General features: G+C 65.5%; 9 protein-coding genes. 7 read left to right on the forward strand and 2 right to left on the reverse strand.

Annotation, left to right across the window (positions count from 1 at the left end):
• The first annotated feature begins 220 nt into the window (after nucleotides 1-220).
• A complete protein-coding gene (gene rpoB / locus ACOZ9V_RS05980) occupies nucleotides 221-3700 on the forward strand; it encodes a DNA-directed RNA polymerase subunit beta (RefSeq protein WP_139907294.1) in 3480 nt (1159 codons plus the stop codon).
• Between the two features lie 68 nt (nucleotides 3701-3768).
• Complete coding sequence (locus ACOZ9V_RS05985; RefSeq protein ID WP_181271782.1) at nucleotides 3769-7641, forward strand: DNA-directed RNA polymerase subunit beta'; 3873 nt, start codon at nucleotides 3769-3771, stop codon at nucleotides 7639-7641.
• A gap of 170 nt (nucleotides 7642-7811) precedes the next feature.
• On the opposite strand, the gene ACOZ9V_RS05990 is transcribed toward ACOZ9V_RS05985, so the two are convergent.
• The gene (locus tag ACOZ9V_RS05990; RefSeq protein ID WP_139468563.1) at nucleotides 7812-8837 is read right to left on the reverse strand and encodes an ATP-dependent 6-phosphofructokinase; all 1026 of its coding nucleotides are present in this window, start codon (nucleotides 8835-8837) and stop codon (nucleotides 7812-7814) included.
• Nucleotides 8834-9520 carry a DUF1707 SHOCT-like domain-containing protein gene (locus ACOZ9V_RS05995; RefSeq protein WP_139468562.1) on the reverse strand — a complete coding sequence of 229 codons (687 nt, stop codon included), beginning with the start codon at nucleotides 9518-9520 and terminating at the stop codon, nucleotides 8834-8836. Before ACOZ9V_RS05995 ends, ACOZ9V_RS05990 begins: the two co-directional genes overlap by 4 nt.
• Nucleotides 9521-9667: 147 nt before the next feature.
• On the opposite strand from ACOZ9V_RS05995, the gene ACOZ9V_RS06000 reads away from it, so the two are divergent.
• From ACOZ9V_RS06000 to ACOZ9V_RS06020, 5 genes are all read left to right on the forward strand, one after another.
• Nucleotides 9668-10933: a glycosyltransferase gene (locus ACOZ9V_RS06000; RefSeq protein ID WP_181271781.1), complete on the forward strand. Its 1266-nt coding sequence runs from the start codon at nucleotides 9668-9670 to the stop codon at nucleotides 10931-10933.
• Nucleotides 10926-13118, forward strand: a complete 2193-nt coding sequence (locus ACOZ9V_RS06005) for an ArnT family glycosyltransferase (RefSeq protein WP_434594449.1) — start codon at nucleotides 10926-10928, stop codon at nucleotides 13116-13118. The genes ACOZ9V_RS06000 and ACOZ9V_RS06005 overlap by 8 nt, the downstream gene beginning before the upstream one ends.
• 15 nt (nucleotides 13119-13133) lie before the next feature.
• Entirely contained in the window at nucleotides 13134-13850 is a 717-nt protein-coding gene (locus ACOZ9V_RS06010; RefSeq protein ID WP_139468560.1) for a response regulator transcription factor, read from the forward strand.
• The gene (locus ACOZ9V_RS06015; RefSeq protein WP_434594451.1) at nucleotides 13847-15382 is read left to right on the forward strand and encodes a sensor histidine kinase; all 1536 of its coding nucleotides are present in this window, start codon (nucleotides 13847-13849) and stop codon (nucleotides 15380-15382) included. The genes ACOZ9V_RS06010 and ACOZ9V_RS06015 overlap by 4 nt, the downstream gene beginning before the upstream one ends.
• Nucleotides 15383-15473: 91 nt before the next feature.
• Complete coding sequence (locus tag ACOZ9V_RS06020; RefSeq protein WP_434594453.1) at nucleotides 15474-16286, forward strand: hypothetical protein; 813 nt, start codon at nucleotides 15474-15476, stop codon at nucleotides 16284-16286.
• Nucleotides 16287-16381: the final 95 nt, after the last annotated feature.

Genomic DNA, 16381 nt, shown 5'->3' on the forward strand with positions numbered 1-16381 from the left:
CTTGCCAGACTTGACCAGATGCTATAAGCTTGATATTTGCATCGTTCTGCCTGTGGTGTGCCTTCATATAGCGGTGGGCACAGCATTTCCACTCAAGTGAACCATGCCGACGCCGGGAGTCGAAATCTGACACACCCCGTGTATGTCGGAGATGTCCGGACGTCGCCGGAGCGAGTGGGCAGACGAAGTATCAGATGGTGAAGCACTCGGAAGGAACCAATTGGCCGCCGCCAACGACAACACCAGGACCGCTAATCCCCCCAAGAGAATTTCCTTCGCGAAGATTCGCGAGCCCCTCGAGGTTCCCGATCTGCTCGGTCTGCAGACGGACAGCTTCGACTGGCTGATCGGATCGGAGGCGTGGCAGGACCGCGTCGCCGAGGCCATCGAGATCGGGGACGACTCCGTCGCAACCACCTCGGGACTCGAAGACATCTTCGAAGAGATCTCGCCGATCGAAGACTTCGGCGGATCCATGTCGCTGTCGTTCCGCGAGCACCGGTTTGAAGCTCCCAAGTACTCGATCGATGAGTGCAAGGAACGCGATATGACCTACTCGGCGCCGCTGTACGTCACCGCCGAGTTCATGAACAACAACACAGGCGAGATCAAGAGCCAGACCGTGTTCATGGGTGACTTCCCCCTCATGACCGACAAGGGCACGTTCATCGTCAACGGCACCGAGCGCGTCGTCGTCTCCCAGCTCGTGCGTTCGCCCGGCGCCTACTTCGAATCCAGCGTCGACAAGACCACGGACAAGGACATCTTCACCGCGAAGATCATCCCGTCCCGCGGTGCCTGGCTGGAGTTCGAGGTCGACAAGCGCGACCAGGTCGGTGTTCGTCTCGACCGCAAGCGCAAGCAGTCCGTGACTGTTCTGCTCAAGGCCCTCGGCTGGTCCGAAGCGAAGATCCTCGAAGAGTTCGGCGAGTTCGAATCGATCCGCGAGACGATGGCCAAGGACACCGTCACCACGCAGGACGAAGCGCTGCTCGACATCTACAAGAAGCTGCGCCCGGCAGAGCCCGCGACCGCCGAGGCCGCTCGCAACCTGCTCAACAACCTGTACTTCAACCCGAAGCGCTACGACCTGGCCAAGGTCGGCCGCTACAAGGTCAACCGCAAGCTCGGCGTCGAAGCCCCGCTGTCGGACTCGGTGCTCTCCACCGAGGACGTCGTCGCCACCATCCGCTACCTCGTGTCTCTGCACGCCGGAGTGGACACGGCCAAGGGCACCCGTGACGGTGAAGAGGTCGAGATCAGCGTCAAGCTCGACGACATCGATCACTTCGGCAACCGCCGCATCCGTGCCGTCGGTGAGCTCATCGAGAACCAGATCCGCACCGGTCTGTCCCGGATGGAGCGCGTCGTGCGTGAGCGCATGACCACTCAGGACGTCGAGGCGATCACCCCGCAGACCCTGATCAACATCCGCCCCGTGGTGGCTGCGATCAAGGAGTTCTTCGGCACCTCGCAGCTCTCGCAGTTCATGGATCAGAACAACCCGCTCGCGGGTCTGACCCACAAGCGCCGTCTCTCAGCACTGGGACCCGGCGGTCTCTCGCGTGACCGTGCCGCCATGGAAGTCCGTGACGTGCACCCCTCGCACTACGGCCGCATGTGCCCGATCGAGACCCCCGAAGGTCCGAACATCGGTCTGATCGGTTCGCTGGCGTCCTACGCCCGCATCAACCCCTTCGGCTTCATCGAAACGCCTTACCGCAAGGTCGTCGACGGTGTCGTGACAGATGAGACGCAGTACCTGACCGCCGATGACGAACTCGAGTTCAACATCGCCCAGGCCAACGCACCGCTGACCGACGACCAGCGCTTCGCAGAGGTCGAGGTCCTGGCCCGTCCGAAGGGCGGCGGCGGTGAGGCCGAACTGGTCCAGCACGACCAGATCGACTTCATGGACGTCTCCGCACGTCAGATGGTGTCTGTGGCTTCGGCTCTGATTCCGTTCCTCGAGCACGACGACGCCAACCGCGCCCTCATGGGTGCGAACATGCAGCGTCAGGCCGTGCCGCTGGTGATGGCCGAATCCCCGGTCGTGGGCACCGGCATGGAATACCGTGCCGCCGTCGACGCCGGCGATGTCATCACCGCTGAGAAGTCCGGTGTCATCACCGAGGTCTCGGCCGATTACGTCACTGTGCTCGCCGACGACGGAACCCAGCTGACCTACAAGGCGGCGAAGTTCAAGCGTTCGAACCACGGCACCTCGTACAACCAGCGCATCCTCGTCGACGAAGGCGACCGCGTCGAGGCCGGCACCGTCCTCGCCGACGGACCGTCCACCGAGAACGGTGAGATGGCTCTGGGCAAGAACCTCCTCGTGGCGTTCATGTCCTGGGAAGGCTACAACTACGAGGATGCGATCATCCTCTCGCAGCGTCTCGTCCAGGACGATGTGCTCTCCTCGATCCACATCGAAGAGCACGAAGTCGATGCGCGCGACACCAAGCTCGGTGCCGAAGAGATCACTCGGGACATCCCGAACATCTCGCCCGATGCCCTGGCCGACCTCGACGATCGCGGAATCATCCGCATCGGCGCCGAGGTCACCGACGGTGACATCCTCGTCGGCAAGGTCACACCGAAGGGTGAGACCGAGCTGACCCCGGAAGAGCGCCTGCTGCGCGCGATCTTCGGTGAGAAGTCCCGTGAGGTCCGCGATACCTCGCTGCGCGTTCCCCACGGCGAGATCGGCACCGTCATCGGTGTGCGCGTCTTCGACCGCGAGGACGACGACGAGCTCTCGCCCGGCGTCAACCAGATGGTCCGCGTCTACGTGGCTCAGCGCCGCAAGATCACCATCGGTGACAAGATGGCCGGCCGTCACGGAAACAAGGGCGTCATCTCGACGATTCTGCCGGTCGAGGACATGCCGTTCCTCGCCGACGGCACCCCTGTCGACGTCATCCTCAACCCGCACGGTGTTCCCCGTCGTATGAACATCGGACAGGTCTTCGAGGTTCACCTCGGATGGATCTCGAAGCAGGGCTGGAAGATCGAGGGCAACCCCGAATGGGCTGCCGAGCTGCCCGAGGCCGCTCGCGAAGCCGAGGCCGGCACCAACCTGGCCACCCCGGTCTTCGACGGTGCGCACGAGCAGGAGCTGCGCGGACTGCTGGATTCGACGACCCCGAACCGCGATGGGGACCGCCTCATCGACTCATCGGGCAAGGCCCAGCTGTTCGACGGACGCTCCGGTGAGCCGTTCCCGTACCCGATCTCGGTCGGTTACATGTACATGCTCAAGCTCCACCACCTCGTCGACGACAAGATCCACGCGCGTTCGACCGGACCGTACTCGATGATCACCCAGCAGCCGCTCGGTGGAAAGGCGCAGTTCGGTGGTCAGCGCTTCGGTGAGATGGAAGTCTGGGCCCTCGAGGCCTACGGCGCCGCCTACACCCTGCAGGAGCTTCTGACGATCAAGTCCGATGACATCCCAGGCCGTGTGAAGGTCTACGAAGCCATCGTCAAGGGTGAGAACCTGCCCGACCCGGGAATCCCGGAGTCGTTCAAGGTCCTCATCAAGGAGATGCAGTCCCTGTGCCTCAACGTCGAAGTCCTGTCTTCCGACGGAGGCCATGTCGAGATGGGCGAGTCGGAGGACGAGGTCTACCGCGCCGCCGAAGAGCTCGGCATCGACCTCTCCCGCCGCGAAGCACAGACCGTAGAAGAAGTCTGAGTACTTCCACTTCAACCGACACAACTTTTTGATGAACGATTCGTTCATCGCAAGGAAAGAGGATTTACGTGCCTGACGTCAATTTCTTTGATGAACTGCGCATCGGTCTTGCTACCACGGAGAACATCCGCGGCTGGTCACACGGTGAGGTGAAAAAGCCTGAGACCATCAACTACCGCACCCTGAAGCCGGAGAAGGACGGACTCTTCTGCGAGAAGATCTTCGGCCCCACCCGTGACTGGGAGTGCGCCTGCGGAAAGTACAAGCGAGTCCGCTTCAAGGGCATCATCTGCGAACGCTGCGGCGTCGAGGTGACCCGTGCCAAGGTGCGTCGTGAGCGGATGGGCCACCTCGAGCTCGCCGCTCCCGTCACCCACATCTGGTACTTCAAGGGTGTGCCCTCGCGTCTGGGCTACCTGCTGGACCTGGCTCCGAAGGACCTCGAGAAGGTCATCTACTTCGCGGCCTACATGATCACCTCGGTCGACGAGGATTCCCGTCACCGTGATCTGCCCAGCCTGCAGAACAAGATCGACGTCGAGAAGCAGCAGATCGGCACCCGCCGTGACGCCGACATCGACCGTCGTGCCAAGAAGCTCGAAGAGGATCTCGCCGCGCTCGAGGCCGAAGGCGGAACCGCCCAGGCCAAGAAGAAGCTGCGCGACACCGCTGAGAAGGAAATGGACAAGCTGCGCAAGAACGCCGACCGCGAGGTCGACCGTATCGAGCAGGTGTGGGACCGGTTCAAGAACCTCAAGGTCAACGACCTCGAAGGTGACGAGAGCCTGTACCGCGAGATGTTCCACCGCTTCGGCCTGTACTTCACCGGTGCCATGGGCGCCGAAGCCATCCAGAAGCGCCTCATCGACTTCGATCTCGAAGGCGAAGCCGAGAAGCTGCGTGAGCTCATCGCCACCGGCAAGGGACAGCGCAAGACCCGTGCGCTCAAGCGCCTCAAGGTCGTCAACGCGTTCCTGACCACCGACAACAACCCCGAGGGCATGGTCCTCGACGTCGTTCCGGTGATCCCGCCGGAGCTGCGCCCGATGGTGCAGCTCGATGGTGGACGCTTCGCGACCTCGGACCTCAATGACCTCTACCGTCGCGTCATCAACCGCAACAACCGCCTCAAGCGTCTGCTCGACCTCGGTGCTCCCGAGATCATCGTCAACAACGAGAAGCGGATGCTGCAGGAGGCCGTGGACTCGCTGTTCGACAACGGACGTCGCGGACGTCCGGTGACCGGACCGGGCAACCGCCCGCTCAAGTCGCTGTCGGACATGCTCAAGGGCAAGCAGGGACGCTTCCGTCAGAACCTGCTCGGTAAGCGTGTGGACTACTCGGGCCGTTCGGTCATCGTCGTCGGTCCGCAGCTGCACCTGCACCAGTGCGGTCTGCCGAAGACCATGGCTCTCGAGCTGTTCAAGCCCTTCGTGATGAAGCGCCTGGTCGATCTCAACCACGCTCAGAACATCAAGTCGGCCAAGCGCATGGTGGAGCGCCAGCATCCGCAGGTGTGGGACGTCCTCGAAGAGGTCATCACCGAACACCCCGTGCTGCTCAACCGTGCACCGACCCTGCACCGTCTGGGCATCCAGGCGTTCGAGCCGCAGCTCATCGAGGGTAAGGCCATCCAGCTGCACCCGCTCGTCTGCTCGGCGTTCAACGCTGACTTCGACGGTGACCAGATGGCTGTGCACCTGCCGCTGAGCCCCGAGGCGCAGGCCGAGGCCCGCATCCTCATGCTCTCGGCCAACAACATCCTCAAGCCCTCGGACGGCAAGCCCGTGACCATGCCTTCGCAGGATATGATCATCGGTCTGTTCCACCTCACCTCCGAGCGCAAGGGACTGGCCGGCGAGGGCCGTGCGTTCTCCGGCATGGGCGAAGCCATCATGGCCTTCGACCGCGGAGAGCTCGACCTCGGTTCGCCGATCACCATCCGCCTGGAAGACGTCGTTCCCAACGCGGACATGGAGCTTCCCGAGGGCTGGGAGGCCGGCGACCCGCTGGACGTGGCGACCACCCTGGGCCGCGCGACGTTCAACGAGTACCTGCCTGCCGACTACGCGTTCGTGAACTCCACGATCGACAAGAAGGCTCTGAGCCGGATCGTCAACCACCTCGCCGAGGAGTATCCGAAGGTCGAGGTCGCCCACACGCTGGACAACTTCAAGGCCGGCGGCTTCCACTGGGCCACCCGCTCGGGCATCACCATCGCGATGTCGGACGTCGTCTCACCCGAGGCGAAGACCGAGATCATCAACGATGCCGAGGTCATCGACACGAAGGTCCAGCAGCAGTACGAACTCGGTGCACTCACCGACGACGAGCGCCGCAACGAGCTCGTCAAGCTGTGGACGGAGACGACCGAGAAGGTCGACCAGATCATGCGTACGAACTTCCCTGAGGAGAACTCGGTGCTGCGTCTGGTCGAGTCCGGTGCTTCCGGTAACTGGATGCAGGTTCGTCAGCTGGCCGGTATGCGCGGACTGGTGACGAACCCGCAGGGTGAGATCATCCCGCGACCGATCGTCTCGAACTACCGTGAGGGACTCGCAGTGCTTGAGTACTTCATCGCCTCGCACGGTGCTCGTAAGGGTCTGGCCGATACCGCTCTGCGTACCGCTGACTCCGGTTACCTGACCCGTCGTCTCGTCGACGTCTCGCAGGATGTCATCATCCGCGCGGCAGAGGCCGAGTCGAACAAGGGCATCACCCTGCCGATCGCCGAACGCGATCACGAGGGCAATCTGGTTCCGCACGAGTACGCCGAGACCAGCGTCTACGGTCGTCTCACCGTCTCCGATGTCACCGACGCCGAGGGCAATGTGCTCCTTCCGGCCAAGTCCGATGTCACCGGTGCAGTGGTGGACATGCTCGTGGCCAACGGCGTCGAGGAGCTCAAGGTCCACTCCGTGCTGACTGCCGATTCCGATGCGCAGATCTCCGCCGAGCACTACGGACGCTCGATGGCGACCGGCCAGCTCGTCGACATCGGCGAGGCCATCGGCACCGTCGCAGCACAGTCGATCGGTGAGCCCGGTACCCAGCTGACGATGCGTACGTTCCACACCGGTGGTGCCGCCGCTTCGACAGGTGATATCACGCAGGGTCTGCCGCGTGTGACCGAGCTCTTCGAAGCTCGCACACCGAAGGGCTTCGCCCCCATCGCCGAGGCGACCGGACGGGCGAAGATCGACGACAGCCGCAAGACCCGCTTCGTCATCATCACCCCTGATGACGGCAGCGAAGAGATCGAGCACGCAGTGTCCAAGCGTGCCCGTCTCATGGTCGAGGACGGTCAGCACGTCAAGGCCGGAGAGCAGCTCATCGTCGGTGCCGTCGATCCGAAGCAGGTGCTGCGCATCCGCGGTCGCCGTGAGGCCGAGCGCTTCCTCGTCGAGGAAGTTCAGAAGGTCTACCGTTCGCAGGGCGTGGGCATCCACGACAAGCACATCGAGGTCATCGTGCGGCAGATGCTGCGTCGCGTGACCGTGATCGAGTCGGGCGATACGAACCTGCTGCCCGGTGAGCTCGTCGACCGCGGCCGCTACCAGGCGGAGAACCGTCGTGTGGTCGCCGAAGGCGGCCAGCCGGCATCGGCTCGTGACGAGCTGATGGGCATCACGAAGGCGTCGCTGGCCACCGAGTCGTGGCTGTCGGCCGCGTCCTTCCAGGAGACCACCCGCGTCCTCACCGAGGCGGCCATGGAAGGCAAGTCCGATACGCTCATGGGGCTGAAGGAGAACGTGATCCTCGGTAAGCTCATCCCTGCCGGCACCGGCCTGCAGACCCACCGCAACCTCGTGGTGGAGCCGACCGAAGAGGCCAAGGCCGAGATGTTCACCAACAGCTACGGCGACTTCTACGCAGGCATCGGAGCCGATTCCGGTTCCGCCATCCCGCTGGAGGACTACGACTACGGAGCATTCAGCTGATCAGCTGATCTCCCGGCCGTAAGGCAGACAGGAGGGGCATCCACCATTCGGTGGGTGCCCCTCCCGCTATTCATGTCTGCGGCATCGAGAAACGGGTGGAGTGTCGAAACACGGGCGTGTGCCCGTATCTCGACACTCCACCCGTTTCTCGATGAAGATGTCGCGAGCGTTCAGCCGAAGAGCACCTGCGCCTCTTCCCAGCGATGCAGCGGCACCGATTTGAGGCTGTGCACGGCCGAGGACATCTCCACGGAGACGATGTCCGTGCCTTTGAGGCTGGCCATCTTCCCCCAGTGGCCATGCTGGGCGAGATCGACCGCCGCCATGCCCAGCCGCGTGGACAGTACGCGGTCGTACGCAGTGGGGGAGCCGCCTCGCTGCAGGTGTCCCAAGATCGTGGCCCGGGATTCGATTCCGGTGATCTCTTCGATCTTCGGAGCGAGGTAGTTCGCGATCCCGCCGAGGCGGACGCGGCCCTTGTTGTCCACGCCGTGGTCGGCGACCTGGGAATCGAACCCCTCGGGAACGAACCCTTCTGCGACGACGACGATCGGTGCGCGTCCGCGATCTTTGGCCGAGGTCACCCATTCGGCAATCTGGTCGAAGTCGACGGGGAACTCGGGCATGAGGATCGCATGGGCACCCGCAGCCATGCCCGCGTGCAGGGCGATCCAACCGACGTTGCGTCCCATGACCTCGATGACCATGCAGCGGTGGTGCGATTCGGCGGTGGTGCGCAGCCGGTCGATCGCCTCCGTGGCGATGGACTGAGCGGTGTCGAAGCCGAAGGTGTAGTCGGTGTTGCCGAGATCGTTGTCGATGGTCTTAGGCACGCCCACGATGTGCAGACCCTCCTCGTTGACCAGACGCGAGGCCCCTGCGAGTGTGCCTTCGCCGCCGATGGCGATGAGCGAATCGATGCCGTGGGCGGCCATGACCTCGCGCATGCGCTCGGGACCGCCGTCCTCATACGGGTGGGTGCGTGAGGTGCCGAGGATGGTGCCGCCGCGCCCGGAGAGGCCTCGGACATCGAGCATGGTCATATCGAACATGTCGTCGTGGAGCAGGCCACGCCAGCCGTCGCGGATGCCGACGAATGAGGCATTGTGGGTGCGGATTCCCTTGCGGACGATGCCGCGGATGACAGCGTTGAGGCCCGGGCAGTCTCCGCCCGATGTGAGTACGCCGATCTTCATTCCAGTTGACCCTGATCCTTTGCTCGGTAGCCTTTGGCCAGATGGACATCGTGTCCGGCCATGAGTGAGAAGCCCTTGAGCACGACGGTGCCGTTCGATCCGTCGCCCCGCGCGGACTGACGGACCTCATTGCCCGCCATGATGTTGATCGTCTCGTCGCGGATGCGCACACCCGGCGGGACGTAGATGTCGTTGCCGCCCCACATAGAGTAGGAGACCAGCTCGACAGTCACACCCGGTCCCATGACGGCGCACAGATCGATATTGTCCCCGCCCATGAGCGCATATGTGGTGACCTGTCCGGTGCCGGGTGCCACGTCGATCTCACGACCGGACATGATGGCCACCGAGTTCGTGGGTGGGGCGGAACCAGGATCGACGGCCGGGCTGAGCTCGGCCGGTCCCCGTCGCTGCAGAGCCGACCCCGGGCCCGATTCCTGATCATGACCGGTCTGGCGGGCGAGCCTCTGGTGGAGTCGGTGGCCCTCCGGCAGATCGTCGATCAGCGGCATGAGGTCGTCGAGGAACTTCGCGGAGATGGCATCATCCTGCCGCTGCGCGGTCTCCTCGGGGTCGAGGCGTCCGTTCGTCACCGCCTCCGTGATCACGGAGAGGACCTCGTCCCGGTCCTTGTCGGAGGCACGGATCCGGCGCTTCGGGGCAGGGGAGTCATCTTCGGCCATGGCCACCAGTGTAGCGGGAATCACCCGCACGGACCGGGCCTTCCGCCGAGGCGGTCGGACAGGGCGCTGTGTCGTGTCGTCCCGTCCACAGCCGGGCCACAGCTGCGACCGATGGTGGGCCTAAGCAGGGACGCGAATGTGGTCTCCATGAGATACGAGAGCAGCGCCGGGAACCAGCCCGCAGCGCACCCAGCAGCCCCGTCCCTGCGAACGCCCACGACCGTCGACCTCGTCGTCCCGGTCTACAACGAGGAGGCTTCGCTGGCCGTCTCGATCGAGACTCTCCTCGCCGCCGATACCGGTCGCGGAATCGAGGTCACGATCATCATCGCCGACAATGCGAGCACCGATTCGACCCCGAGAATCGCCGCAGCGCTAGCGGCCGAACACCCGAACGTCGAATACGTGCGGCTCGAGCAGAAAGGCCGCGGGCGCGCACTGTCCCGGGTGTGGCAGTCCTCGACGGCGGATATCGTCGCCTATACGGATGTCGATCTCGCCACCGACATCCGAGTCCTCGAGCCGATGGTCGAGGTGATCCGCTCGGGACTGGCCGATGTGGCCATCGCCTCGCGCCTGCAGCCGGGTCTCGAGATCGAACGCGGCATCAGACGCGAGATCATCTCCCGCTGCTACAACCGACTGCTCAAGCTCAGCCTCGGAGTCGGCTTCAGCGACGCTCAATGCGGTTTCAAAGCGCTGTCGCAGCGTGCGGCGAGAGACCTGCTCCCGCAGGTCGAGGACAGCGAGTGGTTCTTCGACACGGAGCTGCTCGCTATCGCCGAGTGGGCCGGGTACCGCATCCACGAGTTCGGCACGGACTGGACGGATGACCCCGACTCCTCCGTCGACGTGGTCAGCACGGCGTGGAAGGACATCAAGGGCATCGTCCGGCTGCGCACGGGCGGACGCATCCGGACCAGTCACGAAGTCCCGGCACCGAACACCGGGGCGCAGATCCTCCACTTCATCGACGTGGGGATCATCAGCACCGTGCTCTACGCCGTGCTGTTCCTCCTCGGCATCCAATTCGTCTCGGAACCCACGGCGAACATCATTGCGCTGCTCCTTTCGACGATCGCGAACACCGCCCTCAACCGGGGCCACACCTTCGGGGTGAGATCCCCGCACCGCCGACTGACCTCCCAATTGAAGGGTCTGGCGGCCTTCGGCCTGTGCCTGGCCTTCACCTCGGCAGGTCTGGCTGTCGCAGATGGATTCTCCGGACCCTGGGCAACTGTCGGCACGCTCGCCGTGCTGACGGCGGCGAACCTCGCCGCCACCGTGGTCCGGTTCGTGCTCATGCGCACATGGGTCTTCGCCCGCGGTTCCCACCAGAGCGTCCACCCCGCCACTACGACTGCTGCAGCCGGAACGGCGCTCCCGAACGACAAGGACATCGACCATGTCTGAGACCCCCACCCGATATGCCCGCACCCGCGGACTGCGACGGCACTGGTACCCGATCACACTCACCGTGCTCACACTCGGCACGATCGCGGCGTTCCTCGCCAACCTCACGGCCAACGGGTGGGCGAACTCCTTCTATGCGGCGGCTGTGCAGGCCGGATCGGAGAACTGGGAGGCGTTCCTCTTCGGCTCCCTCGACTCGGCGAACGCGATCACCGTCGACAAACCCCCGGCCTCCCTGTGGCTGATGGCCCTGAGCGCCCGGGTCTTCGGCTTCTCTTCGTTCTCGATGCTCCTGCCCCAGGTCCTCCTGGCCGGGGTGAGTGTGCTCCTCATCGTCCATTCGGTGCGGCTGAGCCTGCGGTCCCATGTCGGACCAGGGCTTGAGAAGGCAGCCGCTCTGGGGGCCGGCGTGATCTTCACCGTCTCCCCGGTCGTGGCGCTGATGTTCCGGTTCAACAACCCGGACGCGCTGCTCGTGACCCTGATGATCGGTGCGGTCGTCGCGACCCAGCACGCCCTGCGCACGCTCACCGAGGCCCACCGGCGACGCCCGTCCCGCCGCATCGCCGGCTGGCTCATCCTCGCCGGAGTCTGCCTCGGCCTGGGGTTCCTGACCAAACAGTTCCAGGTCCTCCTCATCGTCCCCGGCCTCGCTGTGTCCTGGGTGCTCTTCGCCCGCACCTCCTGGCCACGCCGTCTGCTGTGGCTGCTCGTCCCGCTCGGGTCGATGATCGTCAGCGCCGGCTGGTGGATCGCCCTCGTCGAGCTCACCCCTGCAGGCTCCCGACCCTACGTCGGCGGCTCGCAGTCGAACTCCTTCCTCGAGCTCACCTTCGGCTACAACGGCTTCGGACGGCTGACCGGCAACGAGACCGGGTCGGTCGGCGGAGGAGGCGGCGGCCAGGGCGGCGGATGGGGCGAGACGGGCGTCACCCGCCTGTTCACCGGCAGCTTCGGCCAGCAGGTGTCGTGGTTCCTGCCCACCGCACTGTTCCTCCTGATCGTGACGATCGTTCTCCTCATCCTCGCCGAGGCGGCCCGCCGTCGCCGTGTCCCCACCGTCACGGACGGAACCGTTCCGACCGGAACACGTTCGACGGACACCATCCCGGACACCGTCACGGACGGTGAGAAGGACGCCGGCCTCGCGGTGCGCGCGTCCGGCGCAATCGGCGGAGTCAGCCTCGGCGCGGGACTGCTGATGTGGGGTGCATGGCTGATCGTCACGTGGCTCGTGCTGTCGAATATGAACGGGATCGTCCACGAGTACTACACGGTTGCGCTCATTCCCGCGATCGCCGCCGTCATCGGCCTCGGCGTCGCGGTGCTGCTCGCCCGTGATGGATTCCTCCCACGTCTGCTGCTGGCGGTGGCCTGGGCCCTGACCGGAGCGTGGCAGTTCATCATCAGCTCGCAGATGACCGGGGTCCCGGGCGTCCTGCGCTGGTGCGTGCTCATCGTCTCGATCCTCGGCGCTCTGGTCCTCATCGTCACCGCGCACCGGCGGATCGGCACGGCGCTCGCCTCGGTGCTCGTCGCGCTGGCCATCCTCGGCAGCGCTGCGATTCCGGCTCAGCTGGCCGTGCGCACGATCGCCGGGACGACGCAGGGATCGATCGTCACGATCGCCGGCACGAGCTCGGGCATGGGCAGTGGACCCGGCGGTGGCGGAATGCCCGGCGGCGGCGTCAGACCCGGCGGAGGCGCCGGCGGCACGGATGGCACGACCGGTGGCACGCCCGGTGGGACACGCAATTCCGAAGCCGGCACGGGCAGTACCGGGGGGATGCCCGGCGGAGGAGGCGGGATGGGCGGTCTGCTGGGCGCCTCCGAACCCTCCGACGAACTCACGCAGCTGCTCGAAGAGGATGCCGCGGACTACACGTGGGTGGCTGCGACGACGGGGGCGAATCAGGCGGCGGGATACCAACTCGCGCTCGAAGAGCCCGTGATGGCGATCGGCGGGTTCAACGGCACCGATCCATCGCCCACCCTCGCCGAGTTCAAACAGCTCGTGACCGACGGCAAGATCCACTACTACATCGGATCGGGCTCCGGCGGCGGTCAGGGTCCAGGCGGCGGGAACGAGGACTCCGCCTCGTCCCAGATCGCGGCCTGGGTGGAGGCGAACTATGAGGTGACGACCGTCGACTCCGTTTCGCTCTACGATCTCAGTGCGGGTTGAGGGGATAATCGAGCTATGAACCCGACAGCGAATCCGCCGGCGCGCATCCTCATCGTCGACGACGAGGCGAACCTCTCCGAGCTCCTCGTCATGGCCTGCCACGTCAGAGGTTGGGAAGCCGAGGGAGTCGGCACCGGCCGCGAGGCCGTGGCGCTGGCCAGGAGCGAACGCTTCGACGCGATCGTCCTCGACGTCATGCTGCCCGACCTCGACGGGTTCGCCGTGATCGAGAAGATCCGAGCCGAGGGCATCGACACTCCGGTGGTCTTCCTCTCTGCCAGAGACGAGGTCGATGACCGGCTGACGGGTCTGCGGCTGGGCGGGGACGACTACGTGACGAAGCCGTTCAACCTCGATGAGGTCATCGCCCGGATCGAGGTGCGTCTGCGCCGGGGGGCCTCGAACGGTCCGGTCGATGAGGATGATGTGCTGCGCGTGGGTGACCTCGAACTCGACGAACGCTCCCACGAGGTCACCCGCGCCGGCCATCCGATCGAGCTGACGGCTCGCGAATACGAGGTGCTGCTGCTGTTCATGCGCAACCCGCGGGTGGTGCTGTCGAAGGCCCAGATCCTCGACCGCGTGTGGGACTACGACTTCGGCGGCAACGGCAACATCGTCGAACTCTACGTCTCCTATCTGCGGAAGAAGATCGACGCGCCGTTCCCGGACCTGCCGAACCTGTTCCACACGAAGCGCGGGGCCGGCTACATCATGCGGGCGGAACAGTGACTCTGCGTCGCTGGCGGCTGCAGACGAGGCTCATCGTCCTCGCCGGTCTCGTCCTCCTCCTCGTCGGCGCCGGAATCGGCACCGCCTCCTGGCTGAGCGTGCGCGGATCTCTGATGACCGACCTCGACGCCCAGCTGACGTCGATGACCTCGCATGCACGCTCGGGTGACGGCCCCGGTGCGGGCCCCGGGACGAGCGGCAATCCGGGCGCCTCCGGTGGGGGCGACGACTCGGTGGCGGCGGTCGATTCGGCTCTGCGCTATCTCTTCCAGCCGGGGGTCGGCGACGGAGCTCTCGTCGTCGTCGATTCCGGCGACGGGGGAGAGGGGCTCATCGCCGAGGCGGGGCTGACCCGTCCGCGCTCTTTGTCCGCCGAAGCGATCGATGCCCTGCTCGACGTCGATGCTCACGGCGGCGAATCCGCCCATGAGTCCGTGCGGGTGCCCGGGTTCGGCGCCTACCGGGTCGTGGCCTTCGATGACGGCGCAACCACCACCGTCTACGGTGTCCCGCAGGGCAGCGTGGACTCCGCGCTCGAACGCACCGCCTGGACGACCGCGTTCGTCGTCCTCATCGGCGTCATCGCCACGGCTGCGCTCATGGCGGTGATCATCCACCGCCAGCTGCGGGACCTGCGCGACGTCGCCCGCACTGCCAGGGAGGTCGCCGACCTGGAGCTGAGCGCCGGCAAACCCGAGCTCGCGCTGCGGGTTCCCGCCGAGCTGGCGGTGCCGGGCACGGAGGTCGGCGATGTGGGAGCCTCGGTCAATCGGATGCTCGACCACGTCGGCTCCGCCCTCGAAGAGCGCTACCGCGGCACGGAGCAGATGCGCCGCTTCGTCGCCGACGCCTCCCATGAGCTGCGCACTCCGATCGCGACGATCCGCGGCTGGGCCGACCTCACCCGCCCGTACCGTGATGATCTGCCCGCCGAGGTGGCCACCTCCTTGGGCAAGATCGATTCAGGAGCGATGCGGATGTCCTCCCTCGTCGATGATCTCCTCCTCCTCGCCCGACTCGAAGCCGGCCACCAGCCGACGAGGGAGGACACCGTCGACGTCTCCTCCCTGCTCGTCGAACTCGTCGAGGACGCCCATGTGGTCAATCCCGACCATTCGATCTCCCTCGATGTTCCCCCGGAGGCCCTCGAGGTGCGCGGAGCAGCCGATCAGGTCCGTCGGGTCGTGTCGATCGTGCTCACCAACGCCTGTGTGCACACGCCCCCGGGCACCAGCGTGCACGTCGAGGCACTGGCGGCCCGGAAGCCGGTCTCCGGGCAGCTGCCCAGCGATGTCGTGGCGATCCGCATCAGCGACGACGGTGGGGGCATTCCGCCCGAAATCCGGGACCGGGTCTTCGACCGCTTCGTGCGTGGAGACCCCTCGCGGGCACGGCAGGACGGAGCCAAGGGAGGTTCCTCGGGGCTGGGACTGTCGATCGCCGCCGGACTCGTCGAACTCATGCGCGGCGGCATCTCGATGTCGACCACGGACGCTGGTACGAGCTTCGAGCTGCGCCTGCCTGCCGCCTGAGGCGAGTCGCACAGGTTGGCCACAGGCACGACTGGGAGGGGCTACAGCGAGTCGGCGGAGAGTGGAATCACCGACAACCAGAGGAGATTCCATGACCGAGAACCAGAACCCCGACCAGAACCCCGGTCCGGACCGCAACCACGCGGAGAACACAGCGTCGGGCCCGAACGCCGCAGACAGCACCCGTAGGGTCGAAGCTCAGGAGGGCACGGCAGGACCTCATGCCGGACCCAACTGGGCGATGCAATCGGATCCGGGGGTCCAGGGCAGAGCGAACGAATGGGGCGAGCAGACGACCCGCTCGGCACCCGATCCGCGGGCCGGGAGCCCGGAGGGACAGCGGCCGTGGGTGAACCCCTATGACCGGTCCGCTCCGATCGCCCAGTCCGGCGGTTCCGAGGGACCACGTAAGCAGAAGCGACGCGTCCCGCTCATCCCCGCAGTGCTCGCCGGATCGGCTCTCTTCGTCGTCGGCGGTCTCGCCGGAGGAGCGATCGGTGCATCGGCGGCCATGGCGACGAACGATTCGGGGACGAGTCAGGGCCCGGGAGGCCAGAACGGACCCGGTGGAATGGGCGGCCAACAGGGCGGTGCTCAGGATGGCGGCGGACAGTCGAATGGCGGCGGAATGCCCGGAGGACAATCGAACGGCGGAGGCATGCCCGGCGGACAGGCCAACGGAATGCAGGGTAATCAGAGCGGCAGCGCCGACTCCGGGAGCTCCTCTGACGGATCCAGCTCTGACGGATCCAGCTCGGACGGCAGCGCCTCTGACTCCGACGGATCGGACGCAGGCGCTGGCACCACGTCGGCGGACACCGACGAGACGACGATCGAGAACGCAGCCGTCACGCACTTCGACCGGATCTTCACCGGATTCGCCGTCCTCAACCGGGAGGAGTGAACGCTGTCTGATATCGGCGCAGCAAAGACGATGCCCCCACCGATCGGTGGGGGCATCGTCATGCTGACGCGTCGGTCACCTCGGTGACCGTCGCC

The sequence above is a fragment of the Brevibacterium sp. 1718 genome (assembly GCF_051131255.1).
Classification (GTDB): Bacteria; Actinomycetota; Actinomycetes; order Actinomycetales; family Brevibacteriaceae; genus Brevibacterium; species Brevibacterium sediminis.